A 20,494-nucleotide genomic window follows, 5' to 3' on the forward strand; every position below is an offset into this window, starting at 1 on the left:
TGAATGGCGGGTAGGGGCCTTGCCTCGGCCCGCCTCATTTATGGGAACACAAATACGGGTTTATTAAAGGGGCGGCAACATGAAGAAGAAAAGTTTATTATCCAATGCCGGAACGTTCCTGCTTTTCGGCGGGCCCTCCATTTTTGCTTTCGCCGCCGTGGTCGTTATTCCGTTTATCGTCGGATTATATCTGACGTTCACGAATTGGGATGTTCGGACGGCAAACAGCGAGCTTATCGGATTTGCGAATTACTATGATGTGTTTAGCGACAAAGTGTTTTTGGGCCAGTTATGGTTTACGCTCAAATACGTGTTCTTCACCGTCTTGATCGCCAATGGGGCGGCGTTCTTCATTGCGCTTGCGTTGACCGCCGGAGCAAAAGGGGAGCAATGGTTGCGCACGGGTTTCTTTACGCCGAATCTGATCGGCGGGATCGTACTTGGTTACTTGTGGCAAACGTTATTCTCGCAAGTTCTGCCCTATCTCGGGAACAAATACGGATGGTCGTTGTTCGCATCGTCCTGGCTGACGGATACGAATACCGCATTTTGGGCGCTCGTTATTGCGACGGCTTGGCAGTTGATCGGTTATCTGATGATCATCTATATCGCCGGCTTTTCCGGCGTACCGGGCGATGTATTGGAAGCCGCAAGCATCGACGGAGCCAACAGATCTTCGATCATTCGAAAGATCATTCTGCCGCTATCCATACCGGCCACCGTTATTTGCATCTTCATCTCCATATCGCGTTCATTCTTGACCTACGATATCAACCTGGCCTTAACCAAGGGGGGGCCGTTTAACTCCACCGAGCTGGCCACCTATCATATCGTGCAAAAGGCGTTTCTGTCCAACCAGTATGGGATAGGCCAAGCGGAAGCGGTAGTGTTGTTTGCGGTGGTCGCGATCATTGCGCTGACACAATCTTATCTGCTCAAGAAACTGGAGGTGGAATCGTAATGAATGCCCGGCCTATCGGAACGGTGGTAAAAACAGCGCTTCTTTACTTATTCCTTCTCGTCTTTCTGACTCCGTTCCTGTTAATCGTCATGAATTCGTTCAAATCGACCCAACAGTTCGTCGAAAATCCACTTTCGCTTCCCGCAGATTTCCATTTTGGAAATTACGCGAGCGCGATTGATAAAATGGATTTCCTGCACGGCTTTTTGAATTCCCTGATCATCACGGTCGTGGCGGTCTTCATCATTCTTATTTTTTCGGCGATGACAGGGTATTTGTTTGTCCGATTCAAATGGAAGGTGAACTCGTTCATTTTCTTTGTCATGTTGGCTTCGCTAACCCTCCCGTTCCAGGTGCTCATGATTCCGCTGGTCATGCTGTACGGAAATATGGACCTGTTGGACTCGAAAGTTACCTTAATGTTTATGTATTTGGGGTTTGGTGTACCGTTTGGCGTGTTCACGTTCCACGGTTTTATCAAAGGTGTTCCATTCGAATTGGAGGAATCCGCGTTTATCGAAGGAAGCTCCAGATTGCGGACCTTCTTCCAGATCGTATTGCCCTTATTGAAACCCGTATTCGTTACGTTGATCGTTCTGGACATCCTCTGGATCTGGAACGACTACTTGCTTCCCAGCTTGGTCTTGCTGTCTCCGGCTCATAAAACGTTGCCGCTTTCCACGTACAATTTCTTCTCTTCCTATTCCGTGGACTTTGCGCCGCTGATGGCCGGACTGATCATGACTATTATTCCGGTATTGGTGCTGTATTTGTTCCTTCAAAAGCAAATCATTAAGGGGATTACGGAAGGGGCCCTCAAATAGCCATTTGGCAATCTTTGGCTGAAAAAGTGGATTGAAAAGGGTATAATTGTTTTAAAAAAACGGCAAGGTGGGTATTTCATGCCTAGAATTGAAGATGTGGCAGAAAAAGCAGGGGTTTCCGTAACCACGGTTTCCCGTGTACTGAATAACCGGGGATATATTAGCGAGAAGACGCGGAACAAAGTATACCAGGTGATGAAAGAGTTGAATTATCAACCCAACGAAATGGCGCGTGCCTTGTTTCGAAGAAAATCGAACATGATCGGATTGATTATTCCATCGGTATCTCATCCCTTTTTTAGCGAATTGGCTTATTACCTGGAGCACTATGCCGATCAAAAGGGATACAAGCTGCTGCTCTGCAACTCGAATCGCGATACCGCCAAGGAGCGCAAATATACCGATATGCTCAAGAAAAATCAAGTCGACGCCATTATCATGGGCAGCTCGGTACTGGATGTGGAGCATTACCTGAACCTCAATTTGCCGATCGTGTCCTTTGACCGCACCGTGGCCGAAGATATTCCGATCGTCACTTCGGATAATCTCCAAGGGGGGAAACTTGCCACGAGATTGTTGATCGAAAAGGGCTGTAAACATCCCATGTACATCTATCGAGGAATCGGCGGACCACATCATCGGGCCTTGCTGGCCAATGCGAGGGCACAAGGGTACGACGAGGAGTTGGCGGCTGCCGGCATGGAGCCGATACACCTGCAATTGGAGATAAACGACGACGATCAGCCCGGCAACCCCAGCGAGGTGGTACGTTTTCTGACCGATCGCCCGGAAATCGACGGGGTATTCGCCAGCAGCGACGTCATCGCCGCCGAGGTCATTCAGGCCTGCCGCCAGTTAAACAAGAGCATTCCGAAAGATATCAAAATCATCGGATACGACGACGTCAGAATCGCCTCGCTGGTTTCGCCTCAACTGACCACCATAAGGCAGCCGATCCGTGAAATGGGCAAGTGCACCATCGAATTGGTCATCAAGCAGTTGGAGGGGGGAGAAGTACCCAAAATCAATTCATTCCCGGTCACTTTGGTTGAGCGGGAGACGACTTGAGAAGGCGTATGCCATGCCGACGTGACGATGTCTGTATGAATTGGGAGGAAGACGAAAAGATCAAGACGAAGCCGCAATTTACGTCAGCGCGGCTTTTATGTCATTTGGCATGTCAACCGGTTGATACAAAAACTTGGGAATAGGAAAGGAAGCTTACATGACAGTCACGAATTCATTACCGCGAAGTATTCCGGAGCAGCAAGGTGTTTCTTCTTCCGGTATCTTGTCTTTCCTGAAGGAGATCGAGCAGCGAAAACTTGAGCTTCACGGCTTCATGTTTTTACGGCACGGCCATGTCCTGGCTGAAGGATGGTGGAAACCGTATCGCCCGAAGATTCCCCATGCCGTTTATTCACTGACCAAAAGCTTTACGTCGCTAGCAGCGGGCTTTGCCGTCCAGGAGGGGGGGCTTTCCTTGGATCAGCAAATCCTAGCGTATTTTCCGGAGTTGGATACGTCGGCGACACGCGAGAATATAGGGAATATGAAAGTAAGACATTTATTGACGATGACGACCGGACATGAAGCCGACACGGCTAGATTCGGAGCCACACCGGACTTCCTGCAGCACGTAACGGAAGCGCGGGTCGGCGACCGAAGCGACCTCGACTATGTAAGGGGATTTATGGAACTTCCCGTTACGCGGGCTCCCGGCACTTATTTCCTCTACAACAGCGGGGCAAGCCATGTGTTGGGAGCGATCGTGGAACGCATTTCGGGAAGCCGTTTGGTCGACTATTTACAACCTCGTCTATTCGCGCCTTTAGGCATCGATCGGCCGATTTGGGAGCAAGCCCCCCATGGCGGAAATACGGGGGGATGGGGACTTAAACTATGTACCGAAGACATTGCCAGGTTTGGCCAGTTTCTTCTGAATAAAGGGGTATGGAACGGGCATAGGCTGATCTCTTCCGAGTGGATCGAACAGGCCGGCTCGCATCAGGTCGATAATATCCCGCTCGAGACCCAAGTAGGGCAGCCGGTTCCTATCGACTGGATTCAGGGGTATGGATACCAGTTTTGGAGATGCCGCCATAACGCCTATCGGGGAGATGGGGCGTTTGGCCAATATTGCATTGTCATGCCCGACCAAGATGCCGTCATCGCGATGAACGGCGGTTTGCAAGACATGCAGGGGGTACTGGACGCGGTCTGGCGGAATTTGCTTCCTTCCCTGGTCGAACCTTGCCCTGCGCTCGATCCCGAGGTTTATAGCCGGTTAACCCGAAAACTGGCTGCTTTAGAGCTCGGCGAGCGTTCTTTCACGGAGATCACGCCATGGGAGACGGGCGCGAAACGGTTTCGGATTCAAGAAAACGAACAGGGCTTGCAAAACGTCTCGTTTGTGTTTAAGGACGGCAGGTGCATCTTCGAATGGCTGGATGGACGAGGAACCCATCGTTTGATCGCCGGGATCGACGCATGGAGCGTAGCCAACCTGCTCGGCGATAAAAAGGTGGCGGTCAGAGGCGCGTGGCTGGAGCGGAACCGTTTCGACCTCTACGCCTACCAGATCGATTCGCCGCATCATGACCGCCTTGCCTTCCATTTCCAAGGTAACGAGGTAAATATTCAACATGAGCATTTAAGCTTCATCCCCCTGAAACACGAATTTATCGGCGTTGAGGAGAAATGAGAGATGGAAATGAACTTCATTAGCAGAGTAGTTCCGGAATTGAAACAGGGGCTGACGTTGTCTCCGCCTTTTCATTTACCCGAGGATTTGGCGCAAGCACGGATGATGCCCCCCGTGTCTACATCAAGATCCGAACAGGTGCGAATTACGGATCGACAGATCGTTGGTGCAGGCGGGCAACAGATGTTATTGCGGGTGTACGAGCCGATCGTTAGGGACGGGGAAGCGCTGCCGGCGCTTCTGTGGTTCCATGGCGGGGGATATATACTAGGGCATCCCGACGTTGATGACGGGATATGCCAAAGCTTTGTGGAAGCCGCGGGCTGCGTCGTCTTTTCCCCGGATTATCGCCTGGCTCCGGAGCATCCGTTCCCGGCGGGGATGGAGGACTGCTATGCGGCGTTGGTATGGATTGCCGGGAATGCGACCGAACTCCACATCGACATCAATCGGATCGCGATCGGCGGCCCCAGCGCCGGAGGAGGAATGACGGCGGCAATGGCGCTTTTGGCCCGCGATCGCAGCGGACCTGCGATTTGTTACCAAATGCCGCTCTATCCAATGATCGACGATCGCAATATCACCCCGTCCAGCCATGAAATCACCAATCCCGCGGTCTGGAACAGAGCCAATAACCTGGCGGCTTGGAAAATGTATTTGGGCGAACATGCGAACGGCGAAATATCTCCCTATGCGGCGCCAAGCCGGGCTCGAAGCCTGGCCGGCCTTCCCCCGACTTACACTTGCGTCGGCCAACTGGATCCGTTTCGGGACGAGACGATCGAGTACGTCGCCCGGCTTGCGCGGGATGGCGTCGACGTGGAATTTCAGCTCTATCCGGGATGCTATCATGGGTTCGAACACACAGTTCCCCATGCGGAAATCAGCCTACGCGCCAGAAATGGATATTTGCACGCATTGGCCAGGGCTTTTCGGGTAAAAGAACGGAGTGCGGAGTAATTAAGGGGGAACTTGAATGATTAATTTAGATGAAAGATTCACTTTCGAAGATAAACCAAATGATCTCTTGGCAGTCGGCGAATTGCTCGTGGACATGATCTCCAATGAATACGGCGATGAATGGCAGAGCGATGGATACACCCGGTTCTTCGGCGGCTCCCCCTCAAACATTGCGATAAATGCGAACAAGCTGGGGATTCGAACCCAGATTTCCTCCGCCGTAGGGGAAGACGGGTTGGGGACGTTTTTGATGAAGCGATTGGAAGCCGCGGGCATGAGCACGAACGGGATCCAGCGGGTGGATGCCGCAACGAGCCTGGTCGTACTGACCCAAAGCCAGGCTTCGCCCATCCCGATTTTCTATCGGGACGCGGACTTTCGCTTGACCTTCGATGCGAATCTGGAACGCGCCTTGAAACATTCCAAAGCGATTCACTTCTCTTGCTGGCCCATTTCACGGGAGCCTTCCCGGCACGTCATCGAGAGAGTGATCGAGGAGGCGAGAAATCGCGGTCTATTGATCGGGTTCGACCCCAACTATCATCGGATGATATGGCAGCGCGGCGAAGACGGCGCGAGGTATGTCAAATCGATGCTATCCAAAGTGGATATCGTCAAGCCGTCGGAGGATGATGCCGAGCGTTTGTTCGGAGAAGACGATCCGTTCAATCAGATCGACAAATTCCTGGTCCTGGGGGCCAAACTGGTCATCATGACTTTGGGGAAACGAGGGGCGATCGTATCCAACGGGAACGAGACGGTCAGCTTTCCTTCTCTGGCTACCGACGTCGTTGATACGACGGGGGCCGGGGACGCGTTTTGGTCCGGGTTCTATGCGGCCTTGCTCCAAGGATATACCGTCAGGGACGCGTTGAATTTAGGTTTTGCCGTGAGCGCCTACAAGTTGAGGCATATAGGCGCCGTGGTGGAACTGCCGAAGCTTGAATCCATCAAGGAACAGTTCGGATTATAGGAGGATGAAAGCATGCCGCTGAAAAATAAAGTTCAATTGATCACGTATCCGGATTCCATGGGCGGAAACCTGAAAACGTTAAACGAAATGCTATCGAAGCATTTCTCTGATATTTTTACGGGCGGCGTCCATATCCTGCCCCCCTTTCCTTCGTCCGGGGATCGCGGGTTCGCGCCGCTCACCTATCTGGAGATCGAACCAAGCTTCGGGACGTGGGAAGACATTCGGGCCATCGGCGAGAAATTCGATGTCCTGGTCGACTTGATGGTGAATCATATCTCCAGGCAATCGCCGTATTTTCAGGATTTTCTGGCCAAGGGCCGGGCGTCCGAACATGCCGATTTGTTTCTGACGCTGGATAAAGTGTGGAAAGACGGGAACCCGGTCCAGGAGGACATCGACAAAATGTTTTTGCGCCGGCCTTTGCCTTATTCTGCTTTTGAGATCGGCGGCAAGGAAGAAAAGGTATGGACGACGTTTGGCAAAACGGACCCCTCGGAGCAAATCGATCTGGATGTCCGTTCACCGCAGACGCGGCGGCTTTTGCGCTCGTTCTTTGAAAACTTTAAAAAGCAGAACGTCAAAATCGTAAGGCTGGACGCGGTTGGATATGTCATCAAAAAGCTGGGAACCAGCTGTTTCTTTGTAGAGCCGGACATCTACGAGTTTCTAGAAGAGATCAAGGCGTTGGCAGATTCGCTTGACATCGAACTGTTACCGGAAGTACACGCGCATTACACGACGCAATTCAAACTGGCGGAACGCGGCTTCTGGATTTATGACTTCATCCTGCCTTACCGCATCCTCGAAGCGCTCCTTACGAAGAGTGCCGCAGAGCTTACCCGTTATTTAAACGTTCGGCCGCACAAGCAATTTACCATGCTGGATTGTCATGACGGCATTCCCGTCAAGCCGGATCTGGACGATCTCATCGACACCGGATCGGCCAGGGAGCTGGTTGAGGTCTGTGTGCAAAGAGGAGCGAACCTCAGCCTGATCCTGTCCGACGAGCATAAGGCGGAGGACGGCTTCGACGTTCACCAGATCCGCTGTACTTACTATAGCGTGCTAGGGGAAGATGATGACGCCTATCTGGCCGCGAGAGCGATTCAATTCTTCACCCCCGGGATTCCGCAGGTTTACTATACGGGATTGTTTGCGGGTGCGAACGATATGGACCGCGTGAAGGAAACAGGGGAAGGACGGGAGATCAACCGGCATAATTACACGGTAGAGGAAATGGGCCTGTCATTGAAGAAGGAAGTTGTACAGCGGCTGTTACAACTGATTCGATTCCGCAACACCTATCCGGCGTTTGACGGAGAGTTTCAGGTGCTGGAATCGCCGGACAACGAAATACGTTTGCGCTGGAGTCAGGAAGATCAAAGCTGTTTGCTTAACGTAGATTTGAACACGAACCAATCGGTGATCCAATACATCGACGAGCACGGGCTATTGACCGAATATCGGATTTGATTTCTTCAAAAAAACAAGGAGGAACAACAACATGGCCATGTTACAGATCCAATTTTTCTCGCGATCGTTGAGAAGGGAAGTCGCGCTCAGCGCGCTGGTTCCCTTGGACGCCCCGCCAATTCCGGGTCAACCTGCGGAGGAGGCTAAGCCCTTAAAGGCGATATATCTGTTGCACGGGTATTCTGGCAATCATACGGATTGGATCCATTTCTCCCGAATCCGGGAACTGTCCGATAAGTACAAAATCGCCGTATTTATGCCTTCGGGAGAAAATCATTTCTACCTTGACGATGAGGACAAGGGTCAGCTGTACGGGGAATTCCTAGGCAGGGAACTGATTCAGTTCACTCGCCTGATGTTCCCGTTATCCGCAGACCGGAAGGATACGTTCATCGGAGGACTTTCCATGGGCGGGTATGGAGCGATTCGAAACGGTCTGAAGTATGCCGACCAGTTTGGCCGGATCATCGCGCTCTCCTCCGCGCTCATTCCCTACACCATTGCCGGGTTGTCCCCGGGCTATCAAGATGCTATTGCCGACTATAATTACTACAAGCGAGTTTTCGGGGATTTGAATCAGCTTCTTGGAAGCGATAAGGATCCGGAAGCACTGGCCAAACAATTGAAGGAACAGGGCGCGCCTATTCCAGAGATTTATATGGCATGCGGTAACGAGGACTTTTTGCTTGACGTAAACCGGCGGTTCCATGATTATTTAACTCAAGAGGAAATTCCTCATCACTATAAGGAAAGCGCAGGGACACACGACTGGAATTTCTGGAATGAGCATATCGGTCCAGCCATTGAGTGGGCCATAACTAATACCGAATTGGTCAACTGAAATCGTCTCCTGCCTCATCCGCCCCTGAAGAGAGCTTCGGCCTATTAGCCGTTTTGCTCCCGCTTCGGGGGCGTGCCATATTCGAACCATTGCCCAGATAAAGGAAGAGGATGCTTGATGAAAGCCGGAGGATTGTTTACTAGAAAGAGCATCGTATTCAGGTTTTTCGTTTCATTCACGATCATCCTAGCCATTTTGTTTACGGTATTATTGCTCAGCAACATCTATTCGCTGGAAGTGGTTCGTACCCAATCGATTAGCAATTCGCGCAATACCTTGGGGATTTACGTTGAGAACATTCACAGTAAGCTGAACCTGTATGCCAAAGACCTGACCGAGGTGTTCGAGAACCAGGTTGATGCGGCGACAGAATATGAGCGCCTGAACGTGAGCGATCGCTACTTCAGAGAAATCGCTCTGCTGGACGCCCTGAAGGCCAAAGCGTCGAACAACGACTCCAGCGATGGGGTATTTATCAAATTGTCGGGAGATGGAGCGACGCTCGTTCAGTTCGGTAATCGCACCCGATCCGAAGACAAGCTGGATCTTGTAGACTTTTTGAAGGAGCATGATTTTCTCCCCGATCCTGACCGGACCCTCGACGAATGGACGGACTTCGAAGTTCAGGGTGCGCACTATTTGTTCCGATACATTACCTATGAGAAGGTCAGCTTTGGCACGTTCGTCAAAGCCGATTCCTTGCTTGCCGTCGCCAGCGGGGAAGGACAAGAGCTTGGCCCAACCCTTCTTAGCGCTCGGGAAGGCGGGGTTCTGGCTTCGACCGATGAGGGCCTATTGGAAACAGCGTCGTCCCTATCGGATTTGAGAGAGCAGGTTAAGAAGAGTTACCTGTTTATTTCAGAACCGATCGCCGAATTTGGCGATATCACCCACATGATGGCCAAGCAAAGTATTTTCTCGGGGCTCAAGCTGATTCAATGGATCATTATCTCCTTGGCTGCGATTTCGGTGGTGGCGATTCCTCTGGTGTTGAAGCTGTTAGCCAGGGACATTCTACAGCCGGTGTTGGAGTTGGTGAAGGCGGCCAAAGACGTCGAAAAAGGGAGAACGAGCTTCCCGGAACCGTCCGGGCATTTTTCCATCGAGTTTATGAAATTGTTTCATTCCTTCGATTCCATGGTTCGCGAGATTACCGATTTGAAAATCCATACGTATGAGGAAAAAATCGAGCGGAGCCGCACGGAACTCAAATATTTGCAAATGCAGATCAGACCTCATTTTTTCCTGAATGCGATCTCCACGATCAACAGCTTGACGTATCAAAACAAAAATGAAGAAATCCGAATGCTGATTCAGCTGCTGTCTCAGCATTTACGATATATGTTTAAGGGCGGATTGGTCCTGGTGCCGCTTGAGGAAGAGATGAAGCATGTAGACAATTACGTGTGCATGCAAGAGATTCGGAACCCCGACCAGATTTTCTGCATGACGGATATTGATATGGCCACGGCGCGTATCCATATCCCTCAGTTCTTGGTCCAAACCTTCGTCGAGAACATCTTCAAGCATGCTCTGACTTTTGGTGAAATGTTATCGATCTTCATCCGGTCCAGTCTGGTCGAGCTCGAGGACAAGCGCTATCTCCACATTTCGATCGAGGATAACGGCGGGGGATTTCCAACAAACATGTTGCAGGCCGCGGGGCATTCAAGTATGGAGTCGGCGGAAGCGAGCAGGCAAGTCGGGATCTCCAATATCCGGCGAACGCTGCAATTGCTGTATAAACGCGAAGACCTGTTGAAACTATCCAATGCCGAACCGCTGGGAGCTAGAGTCGAGATCCTCATCCCGATGGAAGGCGACGAGGAAATGACTTCATAAGAGAGGTGTAACGATGCGCTGCTTACTAATTGATGACGACATACCTACTGTTGAGGTGCTCCGGGATATCGTTCACTGGGATGATTACGGCTTCTCGCAGGTGATAGAAGCGTATAACATTATGGAGGCCAAGTCCTGTTTCGAAGCCGGTCCGCCGGATCTGATCATTTGTGATATTGAAATGCCCCGGGGGACGGGTCTCGAAATGATTCAATGGGTAAGAGAGCAAGGTTGCGATTGCGCTTTTATCTTCTTTACCTGCCACGAGAGCTTCGATTTCGCTTCGACGGCCTTGACCTATCATGCGGATTCCTACCTGATTAAACCGCTCGACGAGACTAAGCTGGATGAAGCGCTGCACCGTTCACTTGAGTCGCTGAAGCGGCGAAGAACGCTAGGTGAATACAGCAGGCACGGGTTAGCCTGGCTGCGTAACAAGGATTTGGTGGAGAAGAGCTTCTGGAGTGACGTCTTGTCCTCCACGCTCTCTACGAGGGAGGATTTGATCCAAGGGGAAATCCAAAGGAGGGATTTGTCCTTCTCCGCGGAGCGGCGATTTATCCTAGTTCTGGTCAGCGTTGCGGCATCCGAAATCGATGAACGTTGGAACGCTAGTGTGTTTCACTACGCTCTGTCCAATCTCGGATCCGAGATCATGTTCGATGGTCCCAACCCTGACCGCGTGATCCCATATAAACAGGACAATCAGATCTACCACGCGTTCATTCTGGATAGCGGGACAGAACCGCTCCAATTGAAAGTAAGCGGCGAGCGGCTCGTCCGCTTATGCAAACAATACTTCAAATGCACGGCCACGTGTTATATCAGCGAGGAATTGAAGATTTCCCAATTGGCCCAGGGTAAGGTGAAGTTGGAACAAATGGATGCATCAAATCTAATCTTCAGGGGGATTGTCCACTTTCAAAACGACCGCTTCCAATATAACACGACGGAGTCGTTCGCTCTGGACACCCGCTTATTTACGTTGCTGTTCGCCCAGAAGGATAAAATGCAAATCGTCAAGCGCTTGAAGCTTACTTTGGAACGACTTGCCGCGCAGAATATACTGGATGCTGCTACCCTCCATTCGGTGCGTGAGGATTTTCTTCAAGTGGTTTATGCATTCTTGGCACAAAATAATATTCAAGCCCATCGGTTATTCTCGGATGACATCGCCAAACGCCTGCTCCAACGATCCGACCACAGCGTGTTTGATTTCATGAAATGGGCGCACCTGATGACGGAAAAGGCGATTGAAACGCTGAAGGAAACCTTACAATCCGAGGGCGTTGTCGAGCGGGCAAAACGGTTCATTCATGAGAACTATCACTGGGATATCAGCCGGGATGACGTGGCAGCCAGCGTCTTCTTGACGCCGGATTACTTGTCCAAAACCTTCAAAAATGAAACAGGCATGTCGATCATCGAATACTTGAATGCCCATCGGATTGAAATGGCCAAGCGGATGTTGGCGGAGCGGCCAGTAAGCATTGGAACAATTGCGGCGGATACCGGATTCGACAACCTCTCGTATTTCTCCACGGTGTTCAAGAAACTGACGGGCGAGTCACCAAACGCCTATCGGGCCAAACATAAGCCGGAGGATTAAGGAGCTCAGGGAACTGAGCTTTTTTTTAAAAGAAGATGTCGGTTTATTAAAAGAGAAGCCCCGTTCAAAACGATACACTGATAACGAAACCACATGAATGGGGGAAATAAGAAGAGATGAAGAGAAAACAGAGAATGGTCCTGTTGTTGTTATCCGCCATGCTGTGCAGCTCGATTCTGGCAGCGTGCGGCAAGGATTCGAGCGAGACGAAGACAACTCCTGACAATGGTACCGATGCCAAAGTGGAGAAAATTGTGTTCGCCATGCCTTCTTTTAACCGAATCCCCGATAATCTGGGACGGATCACGGATGCGATCAATGAAATCACGATTCCGAAGATCGGCGTAGAAGTGGACTACAAAGTTTACGGTCCGGTCGATTACGCACAAAAAGTCAATTTGGCACTGCAGAGCGGAGAGCAGATGGATTTGTTTACGACGCTGGGGCAATTCACTAGCTACGTGTCCAAAAACCAGGTCTACCCGTTGGAGGAATTGCTCCCCGAGTATGGCAAAGAACTCACCGCCATTCTGGATAAGGACTTCGGCCCCGACATGTTGAAAGCGACCACATTGAATGGACATATCTACGGCATCCCCGTGAATAAGGGCATGTCGATCCCAACGAACTTCGTTTACAATGCGGACATGCTGAACGAAGCCGGTTTCACTGCAGACGATATTCGCTCGGTCAATGATTTACCGGCGATCTTCGAAGCGGTCAAGCAAAAGCATCCGGATGCCGTTCCGTTTGGTCCGATTAATGTGAATCCAAGTGATACTTCGCTTCTGCTGCTGTTAAAAGGCTCGCATCAAGTGGACTTCTTGTCGGACACCACCGGAATCGGGGTTGTCGTCGGCGATGAGGGCAAAGTGCGCAATTTCTATGAGACCGACTTGTTCAAAGAAGGCGCTATGATGATGCGGGATTGGTTCAATAAAGGGTATCTGGAGAAGGATGCGGCTACAACATCGATCACCGCTTCCGACCTGATCACATCCGGGCGCGGCTTCTCCTTTATGGGCGGATACAGCGGCTTGGAGGCAGCCAAAGCCTTAAGTGCCCAAACGGGAAAAAACCTGGAGATGAAACGGATCGCCCCTTATTATTTTGAAACTGGGGCCGTGAATATGGTCAGCTGGATGTTGTCGAGCACGACGAAGGCTCCGGAAGCAGCGGTGAAGTTCCTGAACCTGCTGTACACCGATGAAGCGTTGATCAATACGATTCTATATGGGATCGAAGGCGAAGATTATGTGAAGGTGGATGAGCACCACGTTAAATATCCGGATGGCAAGGATGCCAACACAGTTGGTTACACCGCCATGCTCAGCACCGGTATCGTTGGCTCCGAGTCGCTGCAATATCAATTGGAAGGCGTCAACTGGTCTGACGTTGAGCTCAAGCTGCAAGAGAACAAAGAGACCCAGAAATCCCCGTATTTCGGTTTTATCTTTGATCCTAGCGAAGTGAAAACCCAGATAAGCGCCGTCACGAATGTTGTGAACCAATACTTGCCAGGACTCATGTGTGGTGTGCTGGATCCGGAAACGACGATTCCGAAGTTTGTTGAAGCTTTGAACAACGCGGGTGCTGAGGATATTATCCGCAGTAAGCAAGAGCAGCTGGATCAATGGATTGCCGCCCAGAATAGCGGGAAGTAGAACGGGAATGTAGGAGAGAACCGCTATGACAAACAAGACGTTGAGATCAAGAGGGCTGAAGAAAAATCTCCCGCTGCTGCTATTAGCCGCGCCAGGCCTGCTGTATTTTATCCTAAACAGTTACATTCCCATGGCCGGCGTGTTCATTGCCTTTAAGAACATCGATTATGCCAAGGGCATCTTCCGGAGCGATTGGATCGGGTTCGACAATTTCAGATTCCTGTTTCAGACGTCCGATGCCTGGATTATGACGAGAAACACTTTGTTGTACAACGTTGCTTTTATCGTGTTTGGAACCATTTTTTCGATCATCATCGCGATCTTTATGTCGGAGCTGATCGGCAAGGCTTACTCCAAGCTATTTCAATCCGGGCTCGTGCTGCCGAATTTGATTTCAATGGTCGTATTGTCTTATCTGGTCTTTGCGTTCTTGAACGCAGACAGCGGATTTGTTAACCATTCGATTCTTCGTCCGCTGGGCCTGCCGGAAATCAATTGGTACTCCGAACCGAAATATTGGCCGTATCTCCTTGTGGTTATTCAGATGTGGAAGACAGCCGGATATGGCTCCATTGTTTACATTGCGTTCATCGCCGGAATTGACAAGAGCATCTATGAGGCTGCAAAAATCGATGGTGCAGGCAAGCTGAAGCAAATTTGGACGATTACGCTGCCGCTTCTGAAGCCTACTGTCGTGATTCTGACCTTGATGTCGATCGGGCGGATCTTTAATTCGGATTTCGGCCTCTTCTATCAGGTCCCGATGAACGCGGGGGCTTTATACAGCACGACGCAAACGATCGATACGTATGTGTACCGCGCACTCATGCAGGTGAATGATATCGGGATGTCGGCGGCAGCCGGCTTGTACCAGTCGCTTGTCGGGTTCGGGCTGGTCATGCTGGCGAATGCGATCGTCAAAAAGATTGACGCGGATAACGCGTTGTTTTAGGAGGAAAGACCATGATTCAAACGAAAGGCGAACGAATTTTCGTCTTGTTCTCCGCAGTCGCGATGGTGCTGCTTACGATATTTGCCTTTGTGCCGTTCATCTTGATCCTGGTCGCTTCGTTTACGGATGAATCGATGTTGATCCGGGACGGATACAGCTTCTTCCCGGCGAAATTGAGCCTGGACGCCTACGCGTACATGATCTCCTCGGCTTCGACCTTCCTTCGGTCGTACGGCGTGTCTTTCCTGGTGACGATCCTAGGTACGGCGGGAGGGCTTCTGATCTCGAGTATGCTGGCCTACCCGATGTCCAGGAAAGATTTCAAATATCATAACGTGCTGGCGTTTATCGTGTTCTTTACGATGCTGTTCAGCGGCGGGATCGTTCCGTCCTATATCATGTGGACCAAATATATGCATATCAAGGATACGCTGGCCGCTTTGATCGTACCGAATCTACTGACCAACGGGTTTTACGTTCTGCTGATCCGCAACTATTATAAAAACAACATTCCCGCCGAGCTGATCGAAGCCGCTCAAATTGACGGGGCGTCGGAGCTGCGGACGTTCTTCCGGATTATGCTGCCGTTATCCGTTCCAGTTATGGCCACCGTTGGATTATTCATGGGTTTAGCTTATTGGAACGATTGGATCAATGCGTTGTACTTTATCACGAAACCGCAATATTATGGCATTCAAAATATGCTGATCCGCTTGATGAACAACATTCAGTTTCTGAAATCGGGGCAGGCAGGCAGCGTCATTGGCGCGGGAACAGTCGAGCTTCCGAGCACGGCCATCCGCATGGCTATGGCGGTCATCGGCATCCTGCCGATCGTGATTGTGCTGCCGTTCCTGCAGAAGTATTTAACCAAAGGGGTCGTCATCGGCGCCGTTAAAGGATGAAACGGAAAGGAAACCATGCCCATATGAAAGTACAAGAAGTCATTAATCGAATTCTGGAAGACTCCTGCGGCGAGAAACGAGTCGAAAACACTTGCGATCGGTTGGCATCGGGCGACCCGAAACAGGAAGTTACGGGGATCGTCACGAGCTTTATGGCGACCGTCGGCGTCATTAAGGAGGCGATATCGATCGGGGCAAATCTGATCATTACCCACGAACCGACTTATTTCACAGGAAATGATGAGCTGGAGTGGCTAGAGCAAGATCCGGTTTATCTTGCCAAGAAGAAATTGATCGACGAGCACGGCATCGCCATATGGCGATATCATGACCATATGCACATGGCCGAAACGGATCGGATATATGACGGTCTTATCCAACAACTCGGATGGAAAGACCGACTTGCGGAGGATAGTAAGCCTTGGGTGTATGTCATCGACCGGACGACGGTCGGGGAGCTGGCGGATTTCCTGAAGCGGAAATTGTCCATGGACGTGCTTCAACTGGTAGGCCGCCCGGAAATGCCATGCTCTCGCATCGGCGTTTTGGTCGGCGGCGGGAGCCTGGGACTCGGAAGAGAGCAAATGCCGATGGAACTGATGCGGGATCAGGAGCTGGACGTCATGATCTGCGGGGAAATTCTGGAATGGACGCTGTGCGCCTATGTCAATGACGCAGCAATGCTGGGGATGAACAAGGCGATGCTGGTCGTTGGACATGAGCGCAGCGAGGAATGGGGGATGAAGTATATGGCGGGATGGCTGCGGCCGCTCGTAAGAAACATTCCCGTCGCTTTCGTTGATGCGCGAGAGCCGTTCCGATATTTATAAGAATTTTAAAAAGTTTCGTAGTTGCGTGGCAGCTACGAAACTTTTTGCTTGTTTTGGTAAATGAAGGATAAGTAAAGTAAAAAGATGAACGTTGTCACGAAATGTACACCATTACATAATGAAAGCGTAACCAATTGAAAGACGAATACATTGAACAGGGGGATGCAAATGAGTACGAGAAGCAAAAAAAGCTCAGTGTGGTTAAAAGGGCTCTCCGTAATAGTGCTGGCTTCGCTTATGCTTGCCGCTTGCTCGGGCGGAGGCGGGGCAAACGGGAATCCGGGCGGAGCTTCGAAGGACAACCAGAACCAGACCTCCGCCACGGATGACGGCCCGCTCGGCAACTACGATCCGGCGATTGATGTATCGTTCGTCAGAGATCTGAGCGATGTCGTGGAAAACAATGTGCTCGGCGTGCTGAAGGACGAAACGATTGACAACAACCGCTGGACCAAACTGTACGAGGACGAGCTTGGTATCAAGATCAAATACAATTGGGTCGTAAAGGGCAGCACGACTTCCGATCAATACCTGCAGAAAATCAACGTTACGTTGGCTTCCGGCGACTTGCCTGACGTCATCCCGGTGAATGCTACGCAGCTCAAGCAATTGGCCGATTCCGGCCAAATCGAGGATATGACGGAGTTATACGAAAAGTACGCGTCTCCTTTTACGAAAAAAGTGCTGTCTGAAGAAGGGACTAGTGTGTTCGATGCCGCTACGTTCGACGGGAAGTTGATGGCCATTCCCCAGTTGGAGTCTTCCATGGAACGGGCGATGTACATCTGGATTCGTACCGACTGGCTGGACAAATTAGGTTTGGAGCCGCCGAAAACGATGGCCGACGTGCTGGCGATTTCGAAAGCGTTTACGGATAACGATCCGGACGGGAATGGAAAGAAGGATACCTTCGGTCTTGGCGTGACGAAGGATTTGTGGGGCGGCGCGATGGGACTCGAAGGTTTTATGGCCGGATACAATGCCTACCCCAACATATGGGTGGAAGACGCTTCCGGCAAACTCGTGTATGGCAGCATCCAGCCGGAAGTGAAGAAAGTGCTTCAGGTATTGCAGGATATCGCCAAAAACGGACAGATCGACCAAGAGTTCGGGGTCAAAGACGGAGGCAAGGTGTCTGAACAGATCTCCGCCGGAAAGATCGGGATGGAGTACGGCGAGCAGTGGAATTCCATCTGGCCGCTTCAGCTCAACCGCGATAATGATCCGAACGCGCAATGGCAAGCTTTCCCGATCGTTTCGGAGTCGGGCGAAACGCCGAAGGTACCGCTTAAATTCAGCACTACCCGCTTCTTCGCCGTCAAGAAGGGCGCCGCGCATCCTGAAGCGGTGATCAAAATGTTCAATTTGCATCTGGAGAAAAACTGGGGCGAGACCGCGGAGTTCGATAAGTATTTTGCGCCGCCGGAGGCCGAAAGCGTATGGCAGCTCTCGCCCGTTACGCCGTATCCGGTTAAGAAAAACGTAGACGCCTTCCGGGCGATTGATGCTGCGCGCAAAGCCGACGACTTCTCCACCTTGACGGGAGAGGCCAAGACGATCCAAGAAAAACTGGAAGCTTACGCGTCGGGATCGTCGGATGGATTCGCGTTATGGGGCTGGGAACGAATTTATGGAGAGGAAGGCTCAATGGGAATTGCCGACCAGTACGATAAAAACAATCAGTTTCTGCGGGAAAAATTCGTCGGCGCCCCGACCCCAACGATGGTTGAACGCAAAGCGACGCTCGAAAAGCTGCAAAACGAAGTGTTCGTCAAAATCATTTTAGGGGAGCCCATCGATACATTCGACCAGTTCGTGGCGGATTGGAAAAAGCTTGGCGGGGATCAAATAACGCAGGAAGTCAACGAATGGCATGAAACTACAAAGTAACGATTCCGGGTCGGAGGAGGGATTGTGCTCTCCCTCGGCCCTACTCTTGCTTTCCGATGTGGAGGATGAAAATGAGAGCGAAATGGCGAAGAGAATTGCCGCTTCATTTGATGATTTTGCCGGGACTAATTTTGATCGTGCTATTTTCGTATATCCCTATGGCCGGCGTTATGATTGCGTTTCAGAAGTTTATTCCCGCCAAAGGCTTGTTCGGCGATCAGAAGTGGATCGGCTGGGACAATTTCGTGTATGTCATGAATTTGCCGAATTTTGCGCAGGTTTTGTGGAATACCCTTTTTATTTCCAGCTTCAAGCTTATATTAGGCCTCGTGATCCCGATCATTTTTGCGATCCTTTTGAACGAATTGAAAAATAAACTGATCAAACGATCCGTTCAAACCGCGATTTATCTGCCCTATTTTTTATCCTGGGTCGTTCTGGGCGGTATTCTGATCGATATTCTCTCCCCTTCCGGAGGGATCGTTAATGAATTTCTCGGATTAGTCGGGATTTCAAAGATCTTTTTCCTCGGCGATAACGACTGGTTTCCCTTTACGCTTATCGCTTCGGACACATGGAAAAACTTCGGCTACGGGACGATCATATATTTGGCAGCAATCACAAGCATCGATCCGGGACTATACGAAGCGGCGACGATGGACGGCGCCAATCGCTGGCGTAAAATGTGGCATATCACGATTCCGGGGATGCGCATGGTGATCGTGCTGCTTTCGGTGTTAAGCCTGGGGCAGTTGCTGAATGCCGGATTCGATCAAGTATTTAATTTATACAGTCCGCAAGTGTATGAAAGCGGCGATATTTTGGATACGTTCGTGTACCGCATCGGCTTGCTGGATGCGCAGTACGGGGTAGCGACGGCGGTCGGTTTATTCAAATCGGTCATATCGTTCACGCTAATTTCCGGCTCTTATTTCTTTGCCTACCGGTTTGCGAAATATCGGATTTTTTAGAGGAGGGAGAACTTTGGAGCAAAAGTTGGCGCCAAAACCGGCAGGGTTTGCCCGCACCCGGCAAGGAAAACGTTTTGAATGGTTTCCTCTGGCCAATGCCGCAATTCTTATCTTGATTTCACTTATTTGCGTGTTGCCTTTGATTCATATCATAGCGATTTCTTTCAGTTCGAGCGCGGCGGCTTCGGCGGGGTACGTGAGGCTGTGGCCCGTCGATTTCACGTTCGCCTCTTACATGTATACGGCGAGCCGCAACGAATTATGGCAATCGATGCTTGTGTCATTGACGCGGATCGGCTTGGGAACTCCGCTTAATCTGCTTTTGACCATATTGGTCGCTTATCCGCTGGCCAAAGAGTCGCATGCTTTTCGGTTTCGCAGTTTATATGCGTGGATCTTTTTTATTACGATGCTGTTCAACGGGGGGCTGATTCCCTGGTATTCGACGATTAAAGAATACGGGCTGCTCGATTCGATTTGGGCGCTTGTTTTGCCCGGCGCGGTTCCCGTATTCAGCGTCGTGCTGCTGCTTAACTTTTTCCGGGAGATTCCGAAGGAGCTTGAAGAAGCGGCGCTCATTGACGGAGCAAGCCACTGGAGGACGATGTGGGCGATTTTCGTGCCAATCTCCAAGCCCGCGCTCGCCACACTGGCATTGTTTTCCATGGTCGAGCATTGGAATAGTTGGTTCGACGGGCTGCTGCTGATGGGGAACCCGTCCAATTATCCGCTGCAAAGCTATATTCAAACGATCGTCATCCAGCAAAACCTGTCGAATATGTCGAGGGACGATATGCTCAATCTGGCGCTCATTTCCGATCGGACGTTGAAATCGTCGCAAATTTTCCTCGGTTCACTCCCGATTATTTTGGCGTATCCGTTCTTGCAGAAATACTTCGTGAAAGGCATCGTTCTGGGCAGCGTCAAAGGATGACGGCGGGGCTAATGGCATAGGACGCTTCGAATGCCTGGTTGTCTCTTCGGTTTCGGGCTATATAATTGAGAAAAAATGGCTGGAGGCATCGGTTTTGTTTTCAAAGCAGGACTTTTCGTTGCGAAATACGATATTTCTACGGTTGATCGTCACTTTTC

At 50.8% G+C, this 20,494-nt stretch carries 17 protein-coding genes; all 17 read left to right on the top strand.

What is annotated here, in order from left to right:
* Positions 1-79 precede the first annotated feature (79 nt).
* The 17 genes from ACQ4N8_RS07435 (at position 80) to ACQ4N8_RS07515 (ending at position 20,336) form a co-directional block, all read left to right on the top strand.
* Positions 80-961: a carbohydrate ABC transporter permease gene (locus ACQ4N8_RS07435; RefSeq protein WP_430703704.1), complete on the top strand. Its 882-nt coding sequence runs from the start codon at positions 80-82 to the stop codon at positions 959-961.
* Positions 961-1,785: a carbohydrate ABC transporter permease gene (locus ACQ4N8_RS07440; RefSeq protein WP_430703705.1), complete on the top strand. Its 825-nt coding sequence runs from the start codon at positions 961-963 to the stop codon at positions 1,783-1,785. Before ACQ4N8_RS07435 ends, ACQ4N8_RS07440 begins: the two co-directional genes overlap by 1 nt.
* 78 nt (positions 1,786-1,863) lie before the next feature.
* A complete protein-coding gene (locus ACQ4N8_RS07445; protein WP_430703706.1) occupies positions 1,864-2,853 on the top strand; it encodes a LacI family DNA-binding transcriptional regulator in 990 nt (329 codons plus the stop codon).
* A gap of 157 nt (positions 2,854-3,010) precedes the next feature.
* Positions 3,011-4,489 (top strand): serine hydrolase domain-containing protein, encoded by a 1,479-nt coding sequence (locus tag ACQ4N8_RS07450; protein WP_430703707.1) that lies wholly within the window; start codon positions 3,011-3,013, stop codon positions 4,487-4,489.
* A 9-nt stretch (positions 4,490-4,498) separates the two neighbouring features.
* Positions 4,499-5,449 carry an alpha/beta hydrolase gene (locus ACQ4N8_RS07455; protein WP_430703775.1) on the top strand — a complete coding sequence of 317 codons (951 nt, stop codon included), beginning with the start codon at positions 4,499-4,501 and terminating at the stop codon, positions 5,447-5,449.
* Positions 5,450-5,465: 16 nt separating this feature from the next.
* Positions 5,466-6,422 carry a carbohydrate kinase family protein gene (locus tag ACQ4N8_RS07460; protein ID WP_430703708.1) on the top strand — a complete coding sequence of 319 codons (957 nt, stop codon included), beginning with the start codon at positions 5,466-5,468 and terminating at the stop codon, positions 6,420-6,422.
* Positions 6,423-6,434: 12 nt separating this feature from the next.
* The gene (gene gtfA / locus ACQ4N8_RS07465) at positions 6,435-7,898 is read left to right on the top strand and encodes a sucrose phosphorylase (RefSeq protein ID WP_430703709.1); all 1,464 of its coding nucleotides are present in this window, start codon (positions 6,435-6,437) and stop codon (positions 7,896-7,898) included.
* Positions 7,899-7,929: 31 nt separating this feature from the next.
* Positions 7,930-8,739 carry an alpha/beta hydrolase gene (locus ACQ4N8_RS07470; RefSeq protein ID WP_430703710.1) on the top strand — a complete coding sequence of 270 codons (810 nt, stop codon included), beginning with the start codon at positions 7,930-7,932 and terminating at the stop codon, positions 8,737-8,739.
* Positions 8,740-8,856: 117 nt separating this feature from the next.
* A complete protein-coding gene (locus ACQ4N8_RS07475) occupies positions 8,857-10,581 on the top strand; it encodes a sensor histidine kinase (protein ID WP_430703711.1) in 1,725 nt (574 codons plus the stop codon).
* Between the two features lie 13 nt (positions 10,582-10,594).
* Positions 10,595-12,190 (top strand): response regulator transcription factor, encoded by a 1,596-nt coding sequence (locus ACQ4N8_RS07480; RefSeq protein WP_430703712.1) that lies wholly within the window; start codon positions 10,595-10,597, stop codon positions 12,188-12,190.
* Positions 12,191-12,306: 116 nt separating this feature from the next.
* Positions 12,307-13,854 carry an ABC transporter substrate-binding protein gene (locus ACQ4N8_RS07485; protein ID WP_430703713.1) on the top strand — a complete coding sequence of 516 codons (1,548 nt, stop codon included), beginning with the start codon at positions 12,307-12,309 and terminating at the stop codon, positions 13,852-13,854.
* A gap of 25 nt (positions 13,855-13,879) precedes the next feature.
* Entirely contained in the window at positions 13,880-14,806 is a 927-nt protein-coding gene (locus ACQ4N8_RS07490) for an ABC transporter permease (RefSeq protein WP_430703714.1), read from the top strand.
* Between the two features lie 11 nt (positions 14,807-14,817).
* Positions 14,818-15,711, top strand: coding sequence for a carbohydrate ABC transporter permease (locus tag ACQ4N8_RS07495; protein WP_430703715.1), 894 nt, complete (start codon positions 14,818-14,820; stop codon positions 15,709-15,711).
* Between the two features lie 23 nt (positions 15,712-15,734).
* Positions 15,735-16,541, top strand: coding sequence for a Nif3-like dinuclear metal center hexameric protein (locus ACQ4N8_RS07500; RefSeq protein ID WP_430703716.1), 807 nt, complete (start codon positions 15,735-15,737; stop codon positions 16,539-16,541).
* 168 nt (positions 16,542-16,709) lie between these two features.
* Positions 16,710-18,431 (top strand): extracellular solute-binding protein, encoded by a 1,722-nt coding sequence (locus ACQ4N8_RS07505; RefSeq protein WP_430703717.1) that lies wholly within the window; start codon positions 16,710-16,712, stop codon positions 18,429-18,431.
* Positions 18,432-18,502: 71 nt separating this feature from the next.
* Complete coding sequence (locus tag ACQ4N8_RS07510; protein WP_430703718.1) at positions 18,503-19,402, top strand: ABC transporter permease; 900 nt, start codon at positions 18,503-18,505, stop codon at positions 19,400-19,402.
* Positions 19,403-19,415: 13 nt separating this feature from the next.
* Complete coding sequence (locus tag ACQ4N8_RS07515) at positions 19,416-20,336, top strand: carbohydrate ABC transporter permease (RefSeq protein WP_430703719.1); 921 nt, start codon at positions 19,416-19,418, stop codon at positions 20,334-20,336.
* The last annotated feature ends 158 nt before the right edge of the window (positions 20,337-20,494 follow it).

It is taken from the genome of Paenibacillus macerans, from assembly GCF_050565405.1.
Classification (GTDB): domain Bacteria; phylum Bacillota; class Bacilli; order Paenibacillales; family Paenibacillaceae; genus Fontibacillus; species Fontibacillus macerans_B.

Coding starts and splice junctions, on each gene's coding strand:
- ACQ4N8_RS07435 (WP_430703704.1), top strand. CDS start 80: ATGAAGAAGAAAAGTTTATTATCCAATGCCGGAACGTTCCTGCTTTTC.
- ACQ4N8_RS07440 (WP_430703705.1), top strand. CDS start 961: ATGAATGCCCGGCCTATCGGAACGGTGGTAAAAACAGCGCTTCTTTAC.
- ACQ4N8_RS07445 (WP_430703706.1), top strand. CDS start 1,864: ATGCCTAGAATTGAAGATGTGGCAGAAAAAGCAGGGGTTTCCGTAACC.
- ACQ4N8_RS07450 (WP_430703707.1), top strand. CDS start 3,011: ATGACAGTCACGAATTCATTACCGCGAAGTATTCCGGAGCAGCAAGGT.
- ACQ4N8_RS07455 (WP_430703775.1), top strand. CDS start 4,499: ATGAACTTCATTAGCAGAGTAGTTCCGGAATTGAAACAGGGGCTGACG.
- ACQ4N8_RS07460 (WP_430703708.1), top strand. CDS start 5,466: ATGATTAATTTAGATGAAAGATTCACTTTCGAAGATAAACCAAATGAT.
- gtfA (WP_430703709.1), top strand. CDS start 6,435: ATGCCGCTGAAAAATAAAGTTCAATTGATCACGTATCCGGATTCCATG.
- ACQ4N8_RS07470 (WP_430703710.1), top strand. CDS start 7,930: ATGGCCATGTTACAGATCCAATTTTTCTCGCGATCGTTGAGAAGGGAA.
- ACQ4N8_RS07475 (WP_430703711.1), top strand. CDS start 8,857: ATGAAAGCCGGAGGATTGTTTACTAGAAAGAGCATCGTATTCAGGTTT.
- ACQ4N8_RS07480 (WP_430703712.1), top strand. CDS start 10,595: ATGCGCTGCTTACTAATTGATGACGACATACCTACTGTTGAGGTGCTC.
- ACQ4N8_RS07485 (WP_430703713.1), top strand. CDS start 12,307: ATGAAGAGAAAACAGAGAATGGTCCTGTTGTTGTTATCCGCCATGCTG.
- ACQ4N8_RS07490 (WP_430703714.1), top strand. CDS start 13,880: ATGACAAACAAGACGTTGAGATCAAGAGGGCTGAAGAAAAATCTCCCG.
- ACQ4N8_RS07495 (WP_430703715.1), top strand. CDS start 14,818: ATGATTCAAACGAAAGGCGAACGAATTTTCGTCTTGTTCTCCGCAGTC.
- ACQ4N8_RS07500 (WP_430703716.1), top strand. CDS start 15,735: ATGAAAGTACAAGAAGTCATTAATCGAATTCTGGAAGACTCCTGCGGC.
- ACQ4N8_RS07505 (WP_430703717.1), top strand. CDS start 16,710: ATGAGTACGAGAAGCAAAAAAAGCTCAGTGTGGTTAAAAGGGCTCTCC.
- ACQ4N8_RS07510 (WP_430703718.1), top strand. CDS start 18,503: ATGAGAGCGAAATGGCGAAGAGAATTGCCGCTTCATTTGATGATTTTG.